Here is a 21,405-nt window from a genome sequence, read left to right as displayed (position 1 = left end):
GAAGCAACTTTCTGACGAAAAAATTAGTTATGAGAGATCATTGAGTAGCTTTATTAAAGGGAGATAGATTGCTACGATCGGCAGGCCAATGCTGACTATGATTCCAATTAGCACAAGTGGCTGCAGCGTGAATACAAGCACCCCTGTCTTCATGTTTGCTTTGGCTTGAAATATATTACTACTGGCACGTAGTGAATCAACGAAAATATCGGGGCGATCTTGCCATTGAAAAATAGGTACGAAATTTTGGGAGAAATGGGGGATTTCAATTGAAGCTTCCAGGAGATCAAATCCTTCCCTCGTTCGTTGCTTCAATAGTACACAGCCAGCAATTAGGTTCGGGTCTTTGGTCGTTTTGGCGGCTAATTCAATTGCTTCAGGCAGCTTGATTTTGGCTTCGATGATCGTAGCCAGCATCCGGCAAAATAATGCAATTGAGGTGTAATTTAAAATATTGCCAAGAATCGGTATATGATTTATGAGGCGCCTACGTATCGCCTGCATTTTGAACAAGTCAAAACTGAACCAGATTCCGGCAAAACTGAATAACAGGATTGCTAAAGCTGATAAACCATAGGAAGAAAGAAAATTTGAGATACTGATCGTCAAAATTGTGATTGTGGGCAATTCTATTCCAAAGTCGATAAAAATTGATTGGAAATTTGTGACCACGGAAACCATCAGAAAATAAAAGAGTGAAAAAGTACCCAAAACTAACACACATGAATAAAAAAGAGACGTCATAACTTTATGCCGCGACTGGACCAGAAGCCTTTGGCTCTCGATATAATTTTCAATAATCGATTCCAGTTGCTCAGTTTGGGCGCCTGCTCGAATCAGTGATTCCAGATTTTGAGGAACATGCTTCAAGTGCCGAGAGAAGCTTTCTTCTGTAGTTGTGCCCTGTTCCAGATCAATGGCTATTCTCTGAAATGTATGAGAGAGTTTTCTAGAAGTGGTCTCTTCAGCCAAGGTACGCATGCTTGCTGAAAGCGGCATACCATGGACATTGAGTTGGGAGATTTTCGGTAAGTGATCAAGGAATTCAGTGTCAGGATTCCACGCTGTTTTACCATACTCAGAGAGTTGATGATTTGAAGATGCAATGTTTTCTGATACAGCATTCGTATCAGGCTGGGGGATTTCTTCTCCAGAACACAAATCCAACCGAACAATTCTCAGGCCTTGTTCCATCAGGTTTATACGCGCAGATTCATCATTTTTTGCTTGCAGGAAGCCATGTTTTTCCTGTCCGTTATCATCTGTGCAAATATAAGAATAATGATTCATTAGGTCGTGGGACTCCCTAACATTTTTAATATTTCAACGAAGGGGATAAACACAATGAGTGTATAACAAGCGGTGATACCACCGGCTATTACAATTAGAAGTGTGACGGGAATGATTCGTTTAATCCAATCAATGCGATTTAAAACGCGCGCTCGATAGACCCGTGCTATTTCAGACATAATCTGGGGTAGATGATTCTGATGAGTCTTTTCCATCATCATCAATTTTATAAAGTCTGGGAACTGTTTGCAGGATTGAATTCCTTCTTTGAGTGAAGTCCCGCGTACCAGGAGTCTGGAAAGAGAGTGCGATTCCGTAATGATTTTTGTGTTTCCTGTGGATTCAGCTGCCAGTGTGAGAGATTCATGCAGGGGAACATCATAGGTCAGCAGGATGCCCGACATTTCGGCAAAAGTCGAATAATTCATTTCTCGAACTAATGTCTGATATCCTGGTATCCACCCATAAGCGATTGTTGAAAAGAGTTTTCCTATGAAGGATTCATTTTGTTCTCGAGCAACAAGGAATGAGAATCGACTGGTTTTCCAGCTGATGAATAATAGGCAGAAAACCAGCGGGATCAGTAGATACCAGCTTTGATAGAATTCAAACAAGGCTGAAATGGAACTCATAAGAGGAGTAATTTCCAGCTGGAACATTTTATTTACGACCATGAGTTGCGGAAATATCATAAAGCAGACAAACAGCGAAAGTAGAAACGCCATCATGAGTACAAAAGCGGGATATAATAATGCGTTTCCAAGTTCCTGGCGTAGTTCCATGCGAGAGCGAGAAAAGGATGTGTAGGCCTGCAAGGCTTCTGGAAGTCGCCCCATTTTCAGCCCCGACTTGATTAATGAAACATATGAGATGGGGAGTGTTTTCGACTCCTGGTCGATCGCATCTCCCAGAGTCTCCCCTTGCTGGACCCTTAAAGCGAGTTGTTCTATGAACTGGCGCGAATCTTTTCTCAAGTGTTTTGCCGCATTCCGCAAACCTTCATCTAATGGGATTCCTGCACGAATCATGGCAGAAAGCTCATCGTTTAGATCAGCCAGGCTTTCTGGAGAGATTTTCTTGAGCTGGAGGGAGTCAGGATTACTCATTCGTTTTTGAATCTCGGCATCTATTTTAGATCGTTTTGGTGAAGTGACCTTACGTTCACGGCATTGTGGTTTACGATGAAGTGTGTTGGGTTAACAGAAATTGGGACATGATATTTCAAACAAGCTTTAGATCCATTTTCCAGCAACACTATCTTTCATGAGAACGCTGATTGAGGGCTTTTTGTTTATAAAGATACAAAAAGTGCTGTTTTTCGATCTTGTTGAATAGAAATTTCTGTTGGAAAAGCACAATCATTGCCCGGCCCGCAGTATTACAGTTTACAGATTCCAAACGGCATATTAAAAAAGGAAACCGTTTTCTAGTAAGTGCACTAGAAATCAGTCTTTGAACAGCCCTCGCTAAACAAGTGATGGCTGTCTTGAATTTCCCAAAATCAATCGTGTCGCAGTGTCACGAATTCAAATCAGGAAAGTTCCTTTCGTATGATTCGGACGAAAATAAAAACAGCATTAAGTACAGCTCAACCAGGAGAAACAATCAAGGTCTCGGGTTGGGTTCGAACACGCCGCGATTCCAAGAGTGGTTTTTCATTTGTTGAATTAAATGATGGCAGTTGTATGACCAACTTGCAGATTGTCATTGATCAAAACGTTCCGGATTATGAGGCTACAATTAAAGATGTTAATACGGGGGCCAGTATTTCCGTGACAGGAAAAGTGAATGAATCACCTGGCAAAAATCAGCGAATTGAATTACACGCAGAATCTTTTGTTTTATACGGTACCGCAGACCCCGATACTTATCCACTACAGAAAAAGCGGCATAGCTTTGAATTTTTGAGAGAGATTGCGCACTTACGCCCTCGAACGAATACCTTTGGGGCGATTACACGAGTTCGTAATGAGGCGGCAGCCGCGATTCATCGTTTTTTTCAGACGCGCGGATTTGTTTACATTCAAACTCCCATCATTACGACCAGTGATTGTGAAGGAGCAGGAGAGATGTTTCAGGTCACCACACTCAACCTGGAACGACTTGCGCAAGTCAAAACAGAGATTGATTTTTCTCAGGACTTTTTTGGAAAACCTGCTTCTTTAACAGTTAGCGGGCAATTGGAAGCAGAAATATTTGCAACGTCAATTGGGGAATGCTATACCTTCGGCCCCACTTTTAGAGCTGAGAATTCTAATACCTCTCGTCATCTGGCTGAATTTTGGATGATTGAGCCAGAAATGCCCTTTTACGATCTCCAGGATAATATGGCGTTGGCAGAAAGCTTCGTCAGGACGGTCATTAGTGATGTGCTTGAAAACTGTTCAGAAGACATGGAGTTCTTTAATCAGAGAATTGATAACACAACGCTCGAAACACTGACGAATATCACGAGCCATGAATTCATTCAAATTTCTTATACGGAAGCAATCGAAATTGTGAAGTCCAGCGGAAAGAAATTTGACTATCCCATTGAGTGGGGGAGTGATATGCAGTCAGAGCACGAACGATTCTTAACGGAGGAGTATTTCAAACAGCCGGTCATTGTTTACAATTATCCGCGAACGATCAAACCGTTTTATATGCGCTGTAATGATGATGGAAAAACCGTTTGTGCCATGGATGTGCTTGTGCCCGGTGTTGGTGAGATTATTGGCGGAAGCCAGCGTGAGGAGCGTTACGATGTTCTGATTGATCGGATGAAAGAGGGGGGATTAAATCCGGATGATTATTGGTGGTACACCGACTTGCGTAAATATGGTACTGTCCCGCATTCCGGGTTTGGTTTAGGATTTGAACGCCTGATTCAATTAATCACTTCAATGACCAATATTCGAGATTGCATACCATTCCCCCGAACTCCGAAAAATGCGGAGTTTTAATCTTCCATCACAGGTGGTTCGAGTACATTGATTTATTGCGGCAGCAAGTGTTGCTTAAACCATTTCACAACAGCTTCACTGGCCCGGCTATGGTCGTCCCCCTTAAATCCATGAGCCGCATTTTCAATGATCAGTAGCTCTGCAGGCACCTTTTGTGTCTGAAACTGTTTCATGATGTTTTTGCTGTGACTGATGGGAACAAGCTGGTCCTGATCTCCATGAATGAGCAATGTCGGCGGATCATCCTGTGTAACATGCAGTAAAGGAGAGAAATCATCTGCCAGATCTGCATCAAACTGGAGCGCTGGAAAGCGGTGATAATAAGGTGACTTCTCATCAACAAACTCTCGTAAATCAGTCGGAGGGTAGTAAGCGACGACGGCAGCCACACGATCGCTGCTTTGCAAGACTTTGTCCTTTGCTTTTGGGTTTCCTTCATCTGAAGTTGTTCCCAAGACCAAAGATAAATGGCCACCGGCACTTCCCCCCCAGACGCCGAGCTGATCGGGACGGACTCCATATTCATTTGAGTGAAGTCGAATAAATCGCACGCTACGGCGAACATCATCCACGACTTCCGGAATGATAAATTTAGGACTGCTGCCATGCCTGACGGAAAAAACAGTAAACCCTTCATCGAGTAAGGGCTTAAACCAGCCGAGCATGTTTTTAGGATCCGTCCATTTTGAATACCAGCCGCCGCTTACCATAAACAGTACAGCAGCTCCGTTTGCCTGTTTTTGAGGCTGGTAAACATCAAACGTCAGAGCCATTCCATATTTATGACCATAAACGACATCTGGTATGATTTTCACCTCATTTTCAGCAAATGTAGGGTGAATGGGGATCAAGAGAGAGGTAAGTACGATGGCAGTGAAAGCGACTTTCATGTTCTTGCTCCAATAAAGAACGTATTCGATTGGCATTTGTGAACTTTACAATTTTCAGTTCAGGTAGAAACAAGCAAACATAAATTATCTTGACGAGCGCACGCCAAAGGCAAGGATGATGAGTGGTTTTCAGTCTGAATTGCAAAACAAAATGATTAGAAGTGGTTTCATAACTTATTAAGTAAGGTGAACACGCACGCGAGTTGTGCGAATCCTAAAAACAAATGACTGTATCTTTCATACCGTACTACCAGGCGACGAAAGTTGAACAACCAACTGATGGTGCGTTCGACTTTCCAACGGCGTTGATATCGCCGCAATGCACGCCCATCCTGCGTCGCTGGTTTTACACGGTTCTTGCGATGCGGACAGATCAGCTCTATCTTCCGTTCCGCCAATTGTGTGCGCAGGGGATCGCTGTCGGCCGCACGATCATAAATCAGGCGATCAGGGTCGCGTGGCAAAATGCGCTGGTCCAGCAGGGACTCAATCAACTTCACCTCTGCCGGCGAGGCACTGGTACGATCCAGAGCGAGAGGGAGTCCGTTCCCGTCGACCAGCAGCATAAGCTTGGTTCCCTTTCCCCGTTTTGTCTTGCCGACATCGGCGCCCCTTTTTTTGCAGGGCAAAATGTGCCATCCCCGAACGCTTCCGACCAGACTACCAGCTTCCGGCGATCGAGGTGTTCGAGTAATCGCTGCCACGCTTCCAGGAACACACCGTCTTCGGTCCATTCCTTGAAACGACGCCAGCAGGTGCTGGGCGATGGTAAAAATGTTGGTAAATCTTTCCATCGGGCACCAGTCCTTAATACCCAAAGGATTCCTTCGAGGCACTCGCGGGCAGCCACTCTGGGCCGCCCTCCGGCTGCGTTTGCCGGTGGTTCTGGAAACAGATCTTTGATCAGAAGCCATTGCTCGTCCGAGAGTTGTGGTTTTGGTTCCGTCCTGGACCCGGTTATGTTGCGACCTGTGGCAGGTCGGGACACGCGGGTCATGGTCATAATGAGACCTCCTTTCTGGGGAGGTACTCTTACAAATACTATACCAAACTGTTCACGTAATTTTGGGTTTTGAAACTACCTCTAGAGACTCAGTGGAGTGATGGAGAGGAGAGATACGACATGCCAATGACATCAAGTTCTTTCTACAGAAGTATTGATAGAAATAGATGGTGAAGCGTTTGGCAGCCTCTAGTAAAGGCTCAATGCTTGACTTAGAGCGGGAACAGAGAACTCGTGCTCAGCAAAAACAGATAAAGACTGAATTAAAGCAGACGATTGATCAGGCACGTGTTGGAAAAATCCGTCCTTATGTCAAATTTCAGTGGCCCGCAGTTCAGTTGGATGAATGGCAGTGGGATATTCTCGAGTCCCTGTTTGATCCCACAATTCGGCGTGTTTTTGTCAAGGGAAATACAGGGTGTGGGAAAGGGGCGGCGGCCGGTATCGCCTGTTGTATTTATTTTCATATTTGGAGTGATGCCAAAATCATCATTACCCGCGATTCCATGAAAATGGCACAAAAAATTGCCTTTGGGGAAGTCGATAAATGGTGGCGGGAGATGACGGTCATTCCTCCGGGCTCACTACAAATCTCTGGTGTGTATGATAACAAGCAACATTCAATTACGTTGGCTAATCCACAGCACATCGAAGGTTTTCGAGGTGCTCATTCACCCCATGTTCTATTCTGGTTTGATGAAGCGACGGCACCAAACCTGGAAGATAAATACAAATTGGCAAATACACAGGCCAAGAAATTTCTAGCCCTTTCCAACCCTTCTACTCTCTCGGGAGCCTTTCGAGATGCATTTCCAATTGTCGAACCCGATAAAACCCAGACAATTCTTGACCAATATGGAAAAACTCGTTGTATCACAGTCAGTGGTTGGGAATGCACGAATGTCAAAGAAAAGTGTCTTGAGCAGCCGATTGCACCTATGGGAGGAATTGAAATAGCGGGGACTTTCTATCCGCATGGTACTTCTATCGAGAAAACGCACTTCGATCAATGCCATCCAAAAATTCCGGGTCAAACCTGTTACGATGAATTTATGGCTTTGCTGCATGATTCAGATCCACTGATTCGAAATGTTTATGCACTCGGTAAGTTTCCTGATCAAGATCCTGATAAGCAAGTGATTCTTCCTGAATGGTTGGTTAAACCAATCAGATTCTGGCGACGATGGAATCAACTCTGGTTGCGTGCCAGTCAAGGAAATCATTCCCTGGCTTTAAAGATCTTGGATCACATCTTACCAGTGGAGGGATTTGGGCTGGACGTTGCAGCATCCCGGTATGGAGACACTTCTGTACTCGCAGTGGGAGGACGATATGGGATTCGTGCCATCCATGAGTGTCAATTCTCTGATACGCAACAAACAATGGAGTGGGTTTTGGAGACAGCCCTTATTTATGGAATCAACTTAAAACAGGGAGCTGTCCCAATCGCCATTGATTGGGGAGGTGGTTATGGCAATGCAGTGGGAGATCCATTGAAAAAGTTAAATGTGCATGTCATTGAAGTTCACGGGAATGCAGCCAGTGATCTAAATACAAAAAAATATGCCAATAAACGAGCAGAACTTTATGGTGAAGCCGGAAGACGACTTGACCCAGCAGGGGACTTTCGCATGATGCCGTTTGGGTTGCCTGATAACGAACGATTAAAGGCTGAGTTAATCGCGCCCGCAAAAATTTATTCAGGGCATGACGGGGAAAAGTACTATATCACTCCCAAAGGCCGCCGCGGGGCAGACGAAAACTATATGGGAAAAACCTTGCGTGAGATGCTGGGACGATCGCCGGATCGGGCAGATGCAGTTGTCTATTGCTTGTGTGCAATACGAGATCAAAGTCGACGCCGTCTGATTGTGGCTTAGAAAATTAAACAAGTGGAAAATTCAATCAAGAATTTTCAGTTGAACAGGAATGACCGATTATGTGGAATCCAGTTAAGCAGCTAGTGTCACGTTTTAAATCTCATCGGTTTGCAGTTGCTCTGCGTGCTGTTTTAGGGGCAGGACAACCCGGTTCCTGGAGTAGTGATCATCGCCAGGAATCGGAACAATTTACTGGTTGGACTTTCGTTGCCGTCAGGGCCATTTGTCTGCAGGCCATGCAGGCTTCTGTGTTTGTTTACGATGATTCGGTCAACGGATCAAAACAAAAACGAATGCAACAGAGAATTCAGGAAGAATCTGGATACGGTCAAACGAAAAGTTTATATGCAGGTGAATATGGTGCTTCAGCACCTCTCCCCAATGATCATAGCTTATGCAAAATATTAAAACAGCCAAATCCTACACAATCGGGAGCCTCGTTTCGTTATGAACGTGTCTTACAGTTGCAGCTGACGGGAACAAGTATTGTTTGGAACGTACCCAATAAATTCGGCAAAACTGTCCAACGGTATGTCATACCAACAGCGATTGCGACACCGGTTGCTCCCTCCAGCGAACTACCAGAAGGGGGATATAAAATTCAGACAGCATCCATACGTTATTTCCATGAATCTGCGGGACACAGTTTTATTGATTCAGGGACATTTCAGCAGGTTGCCGGTAAAATAATTCCACTTTTCCAATTGCAAATCACGCGTTGGCCCCATCCGCTCTATAAAGATGATGGACAATCACCTGTCAGTGCAGGTGCCAGATGGATTGATTCCGCAAATCAGATTGATGCCGCTCGCTGGGCGCAGATGAATAATGGTGCCGATCCTTCTATTGTTGTGACCTGTGGAAAAGGCATGAATCCGACGAAAGAAGAGCTCGAAGCAGCAGCTGCCATGTTTGAACAGAAATATGGCGGAACAAAAAATAGGAAAGGCGATTTTTACGACGGGAGAGCAGGTGGTCTCGCTGACGGCTACTCCCAGAGAGATGGCTTACAATGAATCGTTCGTACAATTCAGAGATGCTATTCTAGCTTTGCATGGGGTACCAGGAATTGCCGCCGGGATTTCTGATGGAGGAAGTTACGCCGCTTTTTATGCAAGTTTGAAGCAGTTCATTTCACTCACAGTGCAACCAATTTTGGATTTGTTAGCGGAAGATGATACCGAACGCTTAGCGCCTCAGTTTGGTAAGAGTTTAACCGTGGAGATCGAAGCCACGCACATTGACGATCCAGATATACTTGAAAAACGCCTGGCAACAGATATACGAGCGCAGATTATTAAAGTCGATGAGTTGAGGGCCATTCGCGGCTTGCCTCCTCTGGGAGACAGACAAGGTGGCGGTCAATTAGTCAGTCAAAAAAAGCAACAGGAACCTTCATCCAACGTACCGGATAATAACGACTCCAGCCCTCCTGCTTTGTCTGAGGGTAAAACGATTCTGAATTCGACAAAATCGAACTCACGGAATTAACTGGCGGAGGGTTCCAACCAATGAAGAATTCATCTATTTTTTTCAAAGCTGGCGATGAGATAACTGACCAGCGAGCCACTTGCAAGATTCACAGTGACTGCAGCAATGGGAATCCATTGAAAGCTAATCGGATCTAAGTCAGTTGGTTTGAAATTAGGGACAAAAATAGGTCCAGAGAACGCAATCAGAACAGCAGTTGCTGTTCCCAGTACTGTGCCAACCAGGACACCGGCAGGTCTGGCAAAGGGAATAAACAGTGCGAAAAAAAACAGGCAGAAAATTGGCGTGGTCAACAAGTTTGCCGTTTTATTCGTTACAGCTGTAATATTCCCAGGAATTGATCCCATAACTGAGCTTGCCATCACTACGATTGCACCAATACCAAATGCCAGTAATCTCGCCGAAAGAATATGTCCTCTTTCCGTTTGAGGCTTGCGATCAAAGCGGTCAAAGAAGTCTGTCATCACGACCGCTGTGATGGAGTTCACACCAGAGTCAATACTCGACATGGCGGCAGCAAACATGGCTGAGACAACACAGCCTGAAATTCCTACAGGAAGATGGTAAGCGATATAATGTGGAAAGAATTTGTCAGCATCTTTTTTCAGGTCAATTCCTGCTGGAATTTCATTTGGAAATTCTTTGAAGTATCCCAGCAGCGCGAAGCCAACCATGGCGAGTGTCAGTGAAACGACAACGGAGACAGTTAATTGAATGGCTAGTGATTTCCGGGCCGTCTTGGCATCTTTCGTTGACATGAAACGTTGTACGGAAACTTGATCGCCACACGATGTGGCGACATACCAGATTAAAATTGACAAAAATGTCCCAACGTAAGTGACTCTTGTCGATGGGTCAAAACTGAAAAACGGCTGTGTATCCCAATTCTCGTTCCACTCCGTCGGAAACCAGCTAAAACCACCCAGATGGTAAGTAATGGTGGCAATCACCAGTAATGCACCGCCAAACAAGAGAATCGTCTGGATTAAGTCAGTAATTACAACAGCGCGTAATCCACCCAGAGATGTGTAAATAATTGCGACTAGACCAGTGCTCAACACGATATAGGGGATCCATGTTTCGTCTACATTCAGCATTGTTGTAATCGCTTTAGCCGTGAGAAAAACGAGCAACGACATCCAAATTAAGCGAAGGCCGATGAACATGATCGCACCCAGCAGGCGAATCCCTAGCCCTAATTTGTCTTCCAATAGTTCATAGGCACTGGTCACTCGTTGTTTCATGTAAACCGGCAGCATGACAAATCCGACGATAATAAAGATAAACGGCATCGCCAAATCTTTGACCAGATAGACCGGCCCTTTACCAAGGATTTCTCCCGGAGTTGAGAGATAAGTAATTGTGCTGAGCAGTGTTGCGAATAAAGAGACCCCAATCAGAATGGGGTTCATCTGGCCGCTACCGACAAAGTATTCTGACGTATCTTCTTGCCCCCTGCTGAAGTACCAACCCAAAAAAATAGTTGAGACCGCATAAAATGCAATGATGACCCAATCGATTGGATGCAGGCCTTTATTGACTGGGAGTGGGTCGGGAATTGTTTCTGCCGCTGATAGGGGGCTTTGCAGGAATAAGATAGTGATGAGCGTCAGATAGAATCGTATCGATTTCAATATACTGTTTCCTACTTAATTTACACAGATAATGGCAATCTCTTGCCTCCACTGTAGATTTTCGAGCAGAATCAATCACCAGTATGCTGATATCAGGATACGATTTCAATTCTGTTGTATCAAAGTACATAGTAAATCAGAAGTATCTCCATTATGCTTCATTCAGGACCGATTGACTGATTTCAGAGGCACTGTTGAAAATTGTTTTGTTCAGGTTTGAAAAATAAAAACGCAATGTCTACTAACAAAAAAATCAAATTCAGTAATAAAAGAACATGGAGCCACGACTTACCGATTAGTTTTCTGATGCAGCAAGGCGTGGAAAATCCGGGAGTACTCTCCTTAGCTGCAGGGTTGGTCGATCAAAAGAGTTTGCCAGCTGGTCTCACAAAGCAGGCGTTTGATCATCTCTTTGCAGATCCCAGGACTGCGAAAGAGGCGCTGCAATATGGGACGACCGCAGGATCGTTAGCGTTACGGACGCTCTTGCTGAAACATTTATCCCGACTCGAACAAAAATCAGCCGAAGCATTAGGGATCACTGTAGATAACATGATCGTGACCACTGGTTCTCAGCAGTACCTCTCGTTACTGGGAGAGGTATTGCTTGATCCAGGTGATATCTGTCTGGTCGCAGCTCCGACCTATTTTGTTTTTCTTGGAGTCTTGCAGGGCCTGGGAGCGCGCATCGTTTCTGTGGAAACAGATGAATTTGGAATGCGTATGGATTCACTTGAAGCGACGCTTGCAATGCTGGATTCACAAGGACAATTAAGTCGAGTCAAAATGATTTATCTTGTCAGTGACTATGAAAATCCATCTGGTGTTTCTCTTGCATTGGATCGCCGTAAACAGGTTGTGGAAATAGCGCGATCCTGGTCCAGGGAACAGAGGATCTTTGTTTTGGAGGATTTGGCGTATCGTGAATTATGCTACGATGGTCCAGTAGTTCCCAGTATCAGAAGTTTTGATACAACGGGAGAGACAGTGATTCTGACTCAAACGTTCTCTAAGAGTTTTTCGCCGGGTTTAAGAGTTGGCTTTGGTGTTGCTCCGGATGAAGTTTGTGCAGCGATTCGAGATAAGAAGGGTAACGATGATTTTGGCTCTACAAATTTCAGTCAGCACATTTTAGCCACGGCCTTGCGCGAAAATCTCTACTACGACCATGTGGAATATTTAAGAACCGTTTATCGCGAGAAACGGGATTGCATGCTTCAAGCAGCCGATCTTCATTTTTCAAATATTCCCAATGTACATTGGGTTCACCCGAGGGGGGGATTATATGTCTGGATGACATTGCCTGACGGAATTGAAACGGGATTCAACAGCCCCTTATTCCAGAAAGCGATTCACGAAGATAAGGTCATGTATGTCCCCGGCGAGTTATGCTATGCCGTTGATACGGGACGGGGAGAGAAGGAACAGCCTTCGATTCAAAAAAATCACATGCGTCTGACGTTTGGTGTACAAAATCTGGCAGGGATTCAGGAGGGTATGCAGAGGCTGGCAAATGCGGTCAAGTCCTTTGTGTGACGTATCTTAAGAATTCTTTCTTGATCCTCTTGGCATATTAAAGTGAAGCCTTGTTTTTGGAAATTGACTCAAGTGAGTTTGACGGTTATGACGATAACGCAGGCAGGGTTTTGTGGTTTGATTTTACTATAGTGGCGCCGTTGGCTACTTTAATATTTGGTTCTGATTTTAAATCACAAAACAAAAACTCCAGGACTTCCTCAAAGAGTAAGCAAATTAATGGGTATTTGTGATTCCTGCCATTCTGGGTGTTGTCGATCTTTCGCAGTCCCGATTTCTGGTGCAGACATTCATCGCTTTACTCACCATGAGAATAAGGCGTTTTGGGATTTTGCCTGTCGTTGGGAAGATTCCGAAGGCTTGATTTCGCGTAATCTTGCTCCCCATTTCTATTTTGCGGATGATCCTGCTGTTCCTTTTGTAATTTGTTTAAAACACATTCCGAGCGTCTCATTTCCGGGAACGACCAAGTGCCGTTTTCTGACAGAATGTGTCCCCGATGAGGAACATCCTAAAGGCTTAGGTCGCTGTAGTATTTATGGAAGTCGTCCTCATACTTGCCGCAGTTTTCCTGCGAAGTTGAATGATTCCAATGAACTGGCAATTCTATATGATATTCCCAGCAATGGTCGGAATGGAGAAGCCGCCTACGATTTATGTCCTCGGCAGTGGAATGCTTCCGATCTGGAACCAAATGATACAATTCAGAGTCTGGTAATCGCCCAATATGAAATGACATTTTTTAGTAAAATTGCAGCGATCTGGAATCAGAACCCAGGTGAGTGGAATAATTTTCCAGAATTCATCGATATCATCTATTCAAATCGAATCAGTTCAGAACCTCAAAGTAGTTCGAAGCAAGTTCCATCAGAGGTGGGGCAAACAAAATCACATTCTACTGAAGGTTTGGGCCCAGCTCGCAAAGCAGCCTGAGTATGCCGCTTCTCCCAGGCAAAAAAGCACGACTCTTTTGCCAGTTTCAAGAAGTCTCTTTCCCGAGTACCTCAACTCAGTAATTTAAAATCTCAAATTGCAGAGAAACAAATGCGAAACTCGTATTTTGCTATCTGAAGTAATATCAGATTTTCTGCTTTAAACCGGTCTGCTCTTCTCTCTGCAATCATTTGTGCTTTTCAACGTTGGGAAATTAGCACAAAATTCTCAGCAGCAGACTCTAGCGACCGCTTTCAGATAAGAAACAGCTGAAGATCAAGAAGTTCTTCGGCAACAAAAAATCAAAAATCGGTTTGTATCAGCTTGACCTACAGGTGCCGAACCTTAAAACACTGCCCCGTCGCAAACATTATTTTGTTTCTTTCCGGGGCAGACTGTGAATACAAAAACAATACCTGACTCACTACTGGCTACTCTCAAAAATCGGCAGAAAAAAATTGGCACTTTCTGCAGCATTGCCGGAAAGCCCTCTGATCTTTCCTTAACGTGCCAGGCACAGCCAATGGTTGACGAACGATTAATGTCGGCACGTGCAATCATCAACACTCCGCGTGAGGATCGTGAAGGCGATATTATCGTCCCTCAAGGCGTCCAACTTGAGAATTTCCGCAAGAACCCGGTCGTACTCTGGGAGCATGGGCTAGGAGAAATCACACGTCCGATTGCCAAATGCCAACATCCCGACGGCGGCTTGGCATTAGAAGTCGAAGAAGAACATATTTCAGCAACTTCTTACTTCACGGAGAAATGCCTGGAGTCTGTGCAGATTTTTCATCTCATTGCTGAAGGCTTGGTTAGAGCAACATCAGTTCGAGCAGTTCCGCTCAAATCGTTTACTCGTAAAACGTCGAATGATGGAATTGGAATAGTTCTTGAAGAATGGGAATTAATTGAATGGTCGTGGGGAGCATTAGGAGTGAATCCCGATGCAATTGCACGAACCATCGATCGAGGGACGATTGAAGGACGCAAAATCACGGAGCCACTTTTGAAATCATTGAAAGCAGTTCTGCCTCCCAAAAATCATACGCTGCCTGGCTGGACACATCCAGAGAAGCAACTGTCAACGGAATGTACTCTCGAGGAACGTCCAGAACCAGAACACGAGAAGGGAAAAATGAATGATCACATTTGTCACAATAATAAATCGGTAAAAGAGAAAAAGGCAAAACCATCTGGAAACGGCAATGATGGAGAGCAGACGAAAGTAATCAACAAAAGTCATTACGTTTCGGCTCCCCCGGTATATCCCAGTGAATTGATTCCATTCGGGGCACAAGTCTTAAAAACCATTCGAGTTTCAATTCTGGAACTGATGGCAGGTGTGGATTCGACAGCTGTCGTGTTAGAGAACGAACATGTCAAATCGTACTTGAAAACATTTTTGCGATCTCTCGAGGCAGAACAAAGATCTGTAGAGAAGTTATTTAAAGAGAATTATGCCCACTTGAAGTGTCGAGTCGAAAGTGAAGATGAAATTCGCACGAGTGGTTTTGCAAATAAGCTGGTCAGGCAACTTGCAAATTCCTGTCTGGACTCCGAAAAGGGTGGCCACCTGCAAGACACTAACCAGTACAGAAGTTTGAATTCATCGTTCCAGGCACAAAATTTAACCCCTCAACAACGGCAAGGAGTAATGGAAATTTTAAAACAAGAGAGAACCGTTCATCAAAGTCAGCCCGCTTTCAATAAACCAATAATTGAGCGGAACGTTGAAGAGCTCTCTCAAGCAGTCAAAGAGTTACAGCAAAAATTATCTGATCTTTTACCTGCCTGAAAAAATTCGATGAAATGCATGTCGCGGAAAGAAGAATGTCCAGAATCTCTGGGAAATGACTGAGTTGTCGAAAGATAAATACTATTTGTAGAAAGGGCATTTTTATGTCTGAAACACTGGAAGAAAAAGTGAAGTCTCTCTCATCAAACATTGAAAATCTGACGAAAAGTGTTGACCAGTTAAACACTCCAGATATGAGCGGGATTCATCATGATGAGCAGGGGCGATTATCCAGTTACTGGGAAACTGATGAGGGCCAAACGAATCAGATCTCATTAAATAAATCCCATTCCAAAAATACGCGAAGGTTTCCTGCGGGATATAAGCCATTTTCGGAATTTCAATCATTTGGTGAATTTATTCGATGTGGTTTTAAGGACCGAAGTGAGGTCATCTCTAAAACAAAAAAATCATGGGGTATGTGTAAGGCAATCCAAGGAATGTCAGAAATTGTCGGCGCTGACGGAGGAATCGCCATTTTGCCGGAATTTCATCAGGAAATTCTGACGCGCATTTATCAAAACGACATTTTCAGCCGGACCGATCACTATCAGGTCGCTGGGAATAATATGACATTTCCCACAGATTCAGAGACCAGTCGTGCCGATGGCTCACGCGCCGATGGTTTACGTGCCTACTGGGTAGGAGAAGGTGATCCCCTGACAGGCACTTCTCCTAAGCTTGGAGAAACAACACTCAAACTCAATAAACTGGCAGTTCTTGTTTATCTGACTGAAGAATTAATCAATGACAATGGCATGGCTCTGGAATCTTATGTCAACAAGAAAGTGACAGAAGAAATGGAGTTCATGCTGGGAGAATCCATCTTTAATGGGAATGGAGTCGGGAATGCGGGTCAGTTGAGTTTGTTTCGAGACGAACCTGTCGAAAGAGTTGTGCCAGCTCCCTGTTGTAATCCAAAGCACCCGAAGGGATGCCCAAAAGGAACCGCACAGAAACCAAAAGTATTGAGTTCAAAGAATCTGAAAGTCTACCAGCACTGGAAGGAGTGTAAGGCAGTGGATCTGTTCCCTGATGACGATATCGTGAAAAAGCACGCGGCGATCATCCAAGAGATTGTAGACCAGGCGAACGAGCACAAACAAATGCATATGATGTCGTTGATGATGATGGGTAATCCGCGTAAATTGTCGGGAGGCACTGACACGAAAGTCGTCATTAAAAACGAAATTGTGCAAGCCTACCAGGCGCAGTATGAGACAAAGAAGAACTCAACCGGTGAGCTTGTCACTAAGTTGGTAAATGTAGTAGACAACGCGGAGACAGAAGAGCTTGAAAAACAGGCCCTTGCCGCAATCGATGTGGAGAACATCAAGATCTTTACAAAGGATGCCGGATCGGGTGTTTATGCCGGAATGAAGAAAGTCCAGCTTGACGGAGCGATTCAACAGGTGGCTTTTTCGATCAATACTTCCGGCGGCATGACAACCACGGTATCGCGCAATCAGGAAGTGAATATCTATGTCCCCGACTTTGATGAGCGCCAACGCAATATCGCCTTAAAAGACATGGTCAAAAAACACAACGAAACCGTCGATAAAACCGATCAAGTAGAGCCGAAGGACAAATAATGCTGAATCTATCAATAGACAGTCCCGGCCAGTGGTTCAGTTGTTTGAATGTCGGCGACAAGTACGAAGCGAAGGCGGACCGACGTAAGGAAGAGGATCTGGTGATACCAGGATTTTCGCTTGTGGAAATCGTCGGTATTCGAAAAATTAATGACGATCATTTCGTGCATGAGGTGCGGTTGAATCGTGAGCGAACCGACAGATCAATTGAATCGGATAAGAACAGCGTAGGGTCTAGTGCTAATCAGGGGTTTACTGGACCAGGAGACATCCTTGCTAACCACAAGGGACGGTTTAAATTCAGTCCTGCAATGTGCCGCTTTACGGGCAGTGAAGAAGATACAGACAAAATCTACGGTCGCTATAAGGCACCAAAGCGGACAAGCGGCGGCAGGTATTCACCTGCGGATTATGACTACTTCGAACGCCAGGAGGAGCTGTTCGGACAGGGGCAGAGGGTTCAGTTACTGGGATCTCCCGACGGATCGCTGAAACTTCCCTCCGGGGACGATAATTCAGACCAGCAGTTCATCACCGGCTGGGACGTGCTGGGCGTCTATAAGTACAACACCGGCGAAAAGATCAACGGTAAAAAAGAGGACGACGACAAAACAAAGAATTTGCTCGTCATGGTGGCACCTGCATCATCGTCGCCACCACCCAGTGTGATTTTTATGACGAAAGAGGACGTCACGAACGAGGTGTTTCGGGCTGGATCAGTGGCTGTGGACCTCTTGGAGTATGTTGATCCACGGTCCCCTCGGTGGAATCACAAATTCCTGCTAGATTTTACCGGAGTGTTCGGCCATGAATACGCCTTCGAAATCCGAGATCAACACGGCAATTTCATAGGACCGTTTTTAATCTCAACAGACGGGTCTGATATCAAGGCTGCCTTAGAGTCGCTGTGGTGGGTTGGTGCAGGCAATGTGACGGTTCACACTCCAGGTCAACGGACCGGTCGATTCATCATAGAATTCATCAATGAGTTGGCAGGAACTCGTGTCTCCGCACTTTATTGGCAGCGTGTCATTACAGTTTCTACGAACCCGCCTGAAAACCTGCTCGGCGGGGTTCCGCAAGTTCCTCCGATTCAACTGTATGACATGGTGGAGTTCGATTACCGAATCATTCCGGGGGTGCATCGCGTGCAGATCACCCCAGCTTCAAAGCCCCTGTCGTATTACCAGCGGTGGTATGGCGGTGGTGGTTATTACAGCGGATACTACGGCTGGGGATACGGCTACGGGTATTACGGCGGCTGGGGAGGCGGACCTCTCGGTTACTTTGGCGGCAATTATTATGACGGCGCTGGGTACGCATACGATGGTTACTATGGTCCAAACGGCTATGATGCTGCCCTCTTCGCCGGTCCGTATGATCGTGATGAGAATGGAGAGATTTCATCAAGCGGGACGTTCAACGAGCATGGGTTTAACCAGTACGGGTATAACAAAGATGGGTATGACCCCGCTGGTTTTGACGTCAACGGCCTGAATGCAAACGGCGAGACGTGGGGGTACTACGGCGTGTGGGGGCATCTTCACACCGGCCTGTTATCGCATCAGGAGAGTGTTGAACACAAAAACGACCACGGAATCGTGAACAACTACGCAAACAACATTTACCAGCATACAGCCGCCGGCTCGTTTGGAGTCGCCAATTGGGTCGAGGGCGGCGGCTACGTTGTTACCGAGCTGGAAAATCGCGAGTTCTGGATGCACGTCACAGAAGGCAATTATTCCAGGATCACTACCTACTGAGATAGACCAGAAAGAAAATAAATGCATAAGCGGATTAACGACCTGTCGCACTGCGTTCGGCAGTTCCGAAAATTTACCGATAAAGAAGTGGACAAGCAGCAGTTTGAAACGCGAATCAAAGCCTGTGAAGCGTGCTCGAGCCGAAGTGACACAAGGTGCCTGCAGCATTCGCGGGTCTGTGCTGATTTCGCCAAGCTGAAAGAACACTGGTGCGAGCCTTGGAGGGAAGTCTCCCCTGAAGGTCATCAGTTAAAGGAATGGAAAAACAAATTTAAGGGAAAGAAAATCCGTCTTGGTATTTGCATGCCTACAATGTCAATGGGTGGTGTTTGTCGCGGTCTTCTGACAATGATGAATGCTCCTGTCAAGCATGGGATTGAGTGGTCAGGGATCGCGATTAATAATGCCGGCGCATTTGACCCGGAAACAGCGCAACGAATCTTACAGCATTGTCCGATCTATTGCACGAAGGATGATTCTAGGTTTCAGGGGCTGGTGACAATCGTGGATAATGCCTGCCAAATCGTAGTTGATGGATCTGATGTGGTGAAACTCTGGGGCTATATACACTCAAATGATGAAATTGATGCGGTGGACTGGAGTGCCAAGCCTATTCTAATTGTTGCACATGGTCAATGTGACTGGACTCGAAAGAATCTTGCAGTGAGTCTTTCAAAAGGCTCTCTTTGCATTTTGGCATCCGTTTCTAAGGGAGGAGTCAAATGCTTCCCTGATGCGATTCAGGATCAAGTGAAGGTGGTCTATAACGGTGTGGATTTTTCGCGATGTGCTCCCGCCCAAGGTCGTGCGCAGATACGACAAGAATGGGGGATAGATCAGAATACTCGGGCAGTCGGCTATATTGGCCGGTTTGCGAATGACAAAAATCCCTTGGCTGCGGCAGAAGCTGTGAGAGAATTAGGAACAGGCTACCATGCAGTTTATGTCGGCGAAGGATATCAACAGGAACAAATAGTAAAAGGAGTAAAAAAACTGTGTGGTGATCGGGTGACATTCATTCCCCGCGTTGAAGATATTGGGACCATGCTGGCAGCTCTGGATTGCATGGTGTTGGCGAGTCCTTCTGAGGGAGGCCCAATGACAGTCATAGAGTCATGGCTGGCTGAGTGCCCTGTGGTTTCAACTCCAGTCGGCATGATACCGGATCTGGAAGCAGAGCATGGTCCTCTGACATTTGGAATTCCTGTTGATCCCTCTCCTTGGGAGGTAGGAGAGGGGGTACGCCGGGCTGTAATTGGCGATGAACGCATCGAGCGTGCGCGCCGTCTGACCTGGGAATTGTTTTCGTCCACTAGGATGGTAAGAGGATATGAAGCATTATTAAGGGGATGATATGCTGGTGAATCACAGTCGTAAAATGGTTTTTATGCACGCACCTAAGTGTGCCGGGATTGCGCTGAGTCGATGGTTGGCTGAGCATTATGGATTCATGGACTATTCCAATCCAGAACTGAAATTACCCAAGGGAATTGTTGAACGGCATCGATATACATTGCCCGAAAATTGTCAGAATTATGAGATTATCACTTGTATTCGTGAACCGTTTGAACGTTGGGAATCCTTCTATTTGTATTGTTGCCTGCAGATGGGAGTCAATGAAACATTCGGCGAATTCACCCGCACAAGATTGAAATATCTGCCACTACAATCGCTATATACCAAAGAGGCGACTTATATCCTGCGCGTTGATTCGCTCGATACCGAAGTGCTTACGCTTCCGTTTGTAAAACCGCCGGTACCAGAAATTCACAGGCTGAATGTCTCAAAGTCCATGCCGGATTATCAGCAGATGAAGCAGCGGATTCAATGGACTGATGAATTACGGCAGTTAATTCGCCAGCATTTTAGTGCTGATTTCACCACGAAGCCTAAGAAATCTATTTAACTCAAAATAGGCTTCTATGAATTAGACTACATAAGATGTCATCCTCCCTTTTGATCATTGAGCTACTCTCGTTTGCATTGAAACCGTTTTGATTGATCCGTGTATAGCAGCTGGTGACGTTCACTAGCTGCTGCCCGGGATTTAGACATTCGTTTGTTGTTATGCTGGTGCCTTGAAAATGTTGGGGAAACTAAGTGTGTGTCTGGCAAAAATTTTAATTGAGAAATTAACGAAAAGTATGTAAATGAGCTTAGGGGATATTTAAAACAAGCTTATCTGGTAGTGACAAACGGGCAAGGACAGTCTCCTGTTTCATTAACATACTGCTTCCCCTTCTTGCATGCTGAGTGTACGTCTAAGCGTAATTGAGACAGCCAATTTGGTGCGATCTCACCTCGGGCAATGGCGAACAAAGCGAATGCATAACTGAACATGTCCATTGTCAGATAACCTTGCCGGCCCATACTCCAACCTGATAAAGTGACATCGTTTCAATAATATTCCTGCATGACTGCATTTGCTGGAAATAATCCTAGTCCCAGAAAAACCGTTAACCGACCTCTTAACGGTTCCTGATCTCTTCATCGGGCGAAATACGTCGTTGCCCCGGTAAGATCACGTGTCCAATTTCATGAGCCAGAATGGCGATGACATTTAGCGGATCTTCTAAACTGTGAAGTTCCAGCCAGATATCAAAATGCCTATCCGATTCGGAATACAGACCGACGGATCCTTCCGTCATCATGC

At 45.3% G+C, this 21,405-nt stretch carries 17 protein-coding genes; 11 read left to right on the top strand and 6 right to left on the bottom strand.

Annotated elements, in window-relative coordinates; translation table 11 throughout:
- Positions 1-27: 27 nt before the first annotated feature.
- Both Enr17x_RS28360 and Enr17x_RS28355 read right to left on the bottom strand, forming a co-directional pair.
- Entirely contained in the window at positions 28-1,290 is a 1,263-nt protein-coding gene (locus tag Enr17x_RS28360) for a type II secretion system F family protein (RefSeq protein WP_145313604.1), read from the bottom strand.
- Positions 1,290-2,396, bottom strand: coding sequence for a type II secretion system F family protein (locus Enr17x_RS28355; RefSeq protein ID WP_145313602.1), 1,107 nt, complete (start codon positions 2,394-2,396; stop codon positions 1,290-1,292). The genes Enr17x_RS28360 and Enr17x_RS28355 overlap by 1 nt, the downstream gene beginning before the upstream one ends.
- Before the next feature lie 444 nt (positions 2,397-2,840).
- Here Enr17x_RS28355 and asnS point away from each other — a divergent pair, with 444 nt between their 5' ends.
- The gene (gene asnS / locus Enr17x_RS28350; protein WP_145313600.1) at positions 2,841-4,232 is read left to right on the top strand and encodes an asparagine--tRNA ligase; all 1,392 of its coding nucleotides are present in this window, start codon (positions 2,841-2,843) and stop codon (positions 4,230-4,232) included.
- 32 nt (positions 4,233-4,264) lie between these two features.
- Here the strand turns inward: asnS and Enr17x_RS28345 are convergent, their stop codons facing one another.
- Positions 4,265-5,122 (bottom strand): alpha/beta hydrolase, encoded by an 858-nt coding sequence (locus Enr17x_RS28345; RefSeq protein ID WP_145313598.1) that lies wholly within the window; start codon positions 5,120-5,122, stop codon positions 4,265-4,267.
- 167 nt (positions 5,123-5,289) lie between these two features.
- Positions 5,290-6,119, bottom strand: a protein-coding gene (locus Enr17x_RS28340; RefSeq protein ID WP_390622553.1) for an IS5 family transposase whose coding sequence is annotated in 2 segments (ribosomal slippage) — positions 5,290-5,729 and positions 5,729-6,119 — 831 coding nt in all. Because the reading frame shifts where the segments join, the coding sequence is not laid out codon by codon here.
- A 209-nt stretch (positions 6,120-6,328) separates the two neighbouring features.
- Here Enr17x_RS28340 and Enr17x_RS28335 point away from each other — a divergent pair.
- From Enr17x_RS28335 to Enr17x_RS28325, 3 genes are read left to right on the top strand one after another with little or no spacing between them, the layout of a single operon-like run.
- A complete protein-coding gene (locus tag Enr17x_RS28335; protein ID WP_145313597.1) occupies positions 6,329-8,005 on the top strand; it encodes a hypothetical protein in 1,677 nt (558 codons plus the stop codon).
- Positions 8,006-8,064: 59 nt separating this feature from the next.
- Positions 8,065-9,021, top strand: a complete 957-nt coding sequence (locus tag Enr17x_RS28330) for a phage portal protein (protein WP_145313595.1) — start codon at positions 8,065-8,067, stop codon at positions 9,019-9,021.
- Positions 8,978-9,496: a phage portal family protein gene (locus Enr17x_RS28325; protein WP_198000847.1), complete on the top strand. Its 519-nt coding sequence runs from the start codon at positions 8,978-8,980 to the stop codon at positions 9,494-9,496. The genes Enr17x_RS28330 and Enr17x_RS28325 overlap by 44 nt, the downstream gene beginning before the upstream one ends.
- 29 nt (positions 9,497-9,525) lie before the next feature.
- On the opposite strand, the gene Enr17x_RS28320 is transcribed toward Enr17x_RS28325, so the two are convergent.
- On the bottom strand, positions 9,526-11,130 hold the full coding sequence (locus tag Enr17x_RS28320) for a sodium:solute symporter family transporter (protein WP_232100889.1): 1,605 nt from the start codon (positions 11,128-11,130) through the stop codon (positions 9,526-9,528).
- Between the two features lie 234 nt (positions 11,131-11,364).
- Between Enr17x_RS28320 and Enr17x_RS28315 the strand changes: the two genes are divergently transcribed.
- The 7 genes from Enr17x_RS28315 (at position 11,365) to Enr17x_RS28285 (ending at position 20,658) form a co-directional block, all read left to right on the top strand.
- Entirely contained in the window at positions 11,365-12,666 is a 1,302-nt protein-coding gene (locus Enr17x_RS28315) for an aminotransferase-like domain-containing protein (RefSeq protein ID WP_145313591.1), read from the top strand.
- A gap of 219 nt (positions 12,667-12,885) precedes the next feature.
- Positions 12,886-13,599: a YkgJ family cysteine cluster protein gene (locus tag Enr17x_RS28310; protein ID WP_145313590.1), complete on the top strand. Its 714-nt coding sequence runs from the start codon at positions 12,886-12,888 to the stop codon at positions 13,597-13,599.
- A gap of 397 nt (positions 13,600-13,996) precedes the next feature.
- Positions 13,997-15,397 carry a hypothetical protein gene (locus Enr17x_RS28305; RefSeq protein ID WP_145313589.1) on the top strand — a complete coding sequence of 467 codons (1,401 nt, stop codon included), beginning with the start codon at positions 13,997-13,999 and terminating at the stop codon, positions 15,395-15,397.
- 104 nt (positions 15,398-15,501) lie between these two features.
- Positions 15,502-16,989, top strand: a complete 1,488-nt coding sequence (locus Enr17x_RS28300) for a phage major capsid protein (protein WP_145313588.1) — start codon at positions 15,502-15,504, stop codon at positions 16,987-16,989.
- Positions 16,989-18,752 carry a hypothetical protein gene (locus tag Enr17x_RS28295; RefSeq protein WP_145313587.1) on the top strand — a complete coding sequence of 588 codons (1,764 nt, stop codon included), beginning with the start codon at positions 16,989-16,991 and terminating at the stop codon, positions 18,750-18,752. Before Enr17x_RS28300 ends, Enr17x_RS28295 begins: the two co-directional genes overlap by 1 nt.
- An 87-nt stretch (positions 18,753-18,839) precedes the next feature.
- The gene (locus Enr17x_RS28290; RefSeq protein ID WP_198000846.1) at positions 18,840-20,105 is read left to right on the top strand and encodes a glycosyltransferase family 4 protein; all 1,266 of its coding nucleotides are present in this window, start codon (positions 18,840-18,842) and stop codon (positions 20,103-20,105) included.
- 1 nt (position 20,106) lies between these two features.
- Positions 20,107-20,658 (top strand): sulfotransferase family 2 domain-containing protein, encoded by a 552-nt coding sequence (locus tag Enr17x_RS28285; RefSeq protein WP_145313585.1) that lies wholly within the window; start codon positions 20,107-20,109, stop codon positions 20,656-20,658.
- Positions 20,659-21,220: 562 nt separating this feature from the next.
- On the opposite strand, the gene Enr17x_RS28280 is transcribed toward Enr17x_RS28285, so the two are convergent.
- Positions 21,221-21,403 (bottom strand): hypothetical protein, encoded by a 183-nt coding sequence (locus Enr17x_RS28280; protein ID WP_145313584.1) that lies wholly within the window; start codon positions 21,401-21,403, stop codon positions 21,221-21,223.
- Positions 21,404-21,405: the final 2 nt, after the last annotated feature.

It is taken from the genome of Gimesia fumaroli, assembly GCF_007754425.1.
GTDB lineage: Bacteria > Planctomycetota > Planctomycetia > Planctomycetales > Planctomycetaceae > Gimesia > Gimesia fumaroli.
The sequence above is the reverse complement of the archived record's forward strand: the minus strand, read 5'-3'. Positions and strand labels throughout refer to the sequence as shown.

What these genes read in the sequence shown, in the direction of transcription:
- Enr17x_RS28360 (WP_145313604.1), bottom strand. Translation starts at nt 1,290, where the DNA reads ATGAATCATTATTCTTATATTTGCACAGATGATAACGGACAGGAAAAA.
- Enr17x_RS28355 (WP_145313602.1), bottom strand. Translation starts at nt 2,396, where the DNA reads ATGAGTAATCCTGACTCCCTCCAGCTCAAGAAAATCTCTCCAGAAAGC.
- asnS (WP_145313600.1), top strand. Translation starts at nt 2,841, where the DNA reads ATGATTCGGACGAAAATAAAAACAGCATTAAGTACAGCTCAACCAGGA.
- Enr17x_RS28345 (WP_145313598.1), bottom strand. Translation starts at nt 5,122, where the DNA reads ATGAAAGTCGCTTTCACTGCCATCGTACTTACCTCTCTCTTGATCCCC.
- Enr17x_RS28335 (WP_145313597.1), top strand. Translation starts at nt 6,329, where the DNA reads ATGCTTGACTTAGAGCGGGAACAGAGAACTCGTGCTCAGCAAAAACAG.
- Enr17x_RS28330 (WP_145313595.1), top strand. Translation starts at nt 8,065, where the DNA reads ATGTGGAATCCAGTTAAGCAGCTAGTGTCACGTTTTAAATCTCATCGG.
- Enr17x_RS28315 (WP_145313591.1), top strand. Translation starts at nt 11,365, where the DNA reads ATGTCTACTAACAAAAAAATCAAATTCAGTAATAAAAGAACATGGAGC.
- Enr17x_RS28310 (WP_145313590.1), top strand. Translation starts at nt 12,886, where the DNA reads ATGGGTATTTGTGATTCCTGCCATTCTGGGTGTTGTCGATCTTTCGCA.
- Enr17x_RS28300 (WP_145313588.1), top strand. Translation starts at nt 15,502, where the DNA reads ATGTCTGAAACACTGGAAGAAAAAGTGAAGTCTCTCTCATCAAACATT.
- Enr17x_RS28295 (WP_145313587.1), top strand. Translation starts at nt 16,989, where the DNA reads ATGCTGAATCTATCAATAGACAGTCCCGGCCAGTGGTTCAGTTGTTTG.
- Enr17x_RS28285 (WP_145313585.1), top strand. Translation starts at nt 20,107, where the DNA reads ATGCTGGTGAATCACAGTCGTAAAATGGTTTTTATGCACGCACCTAAG.
- Enr17x_RS28280 (WP_145313584.1), bottom strand. Translation starts at nt 21,403, where the DNA reads ATGATGACGGAAGGATCCGTCGGTCTGTATTCCGAATCGGATAGGCAT.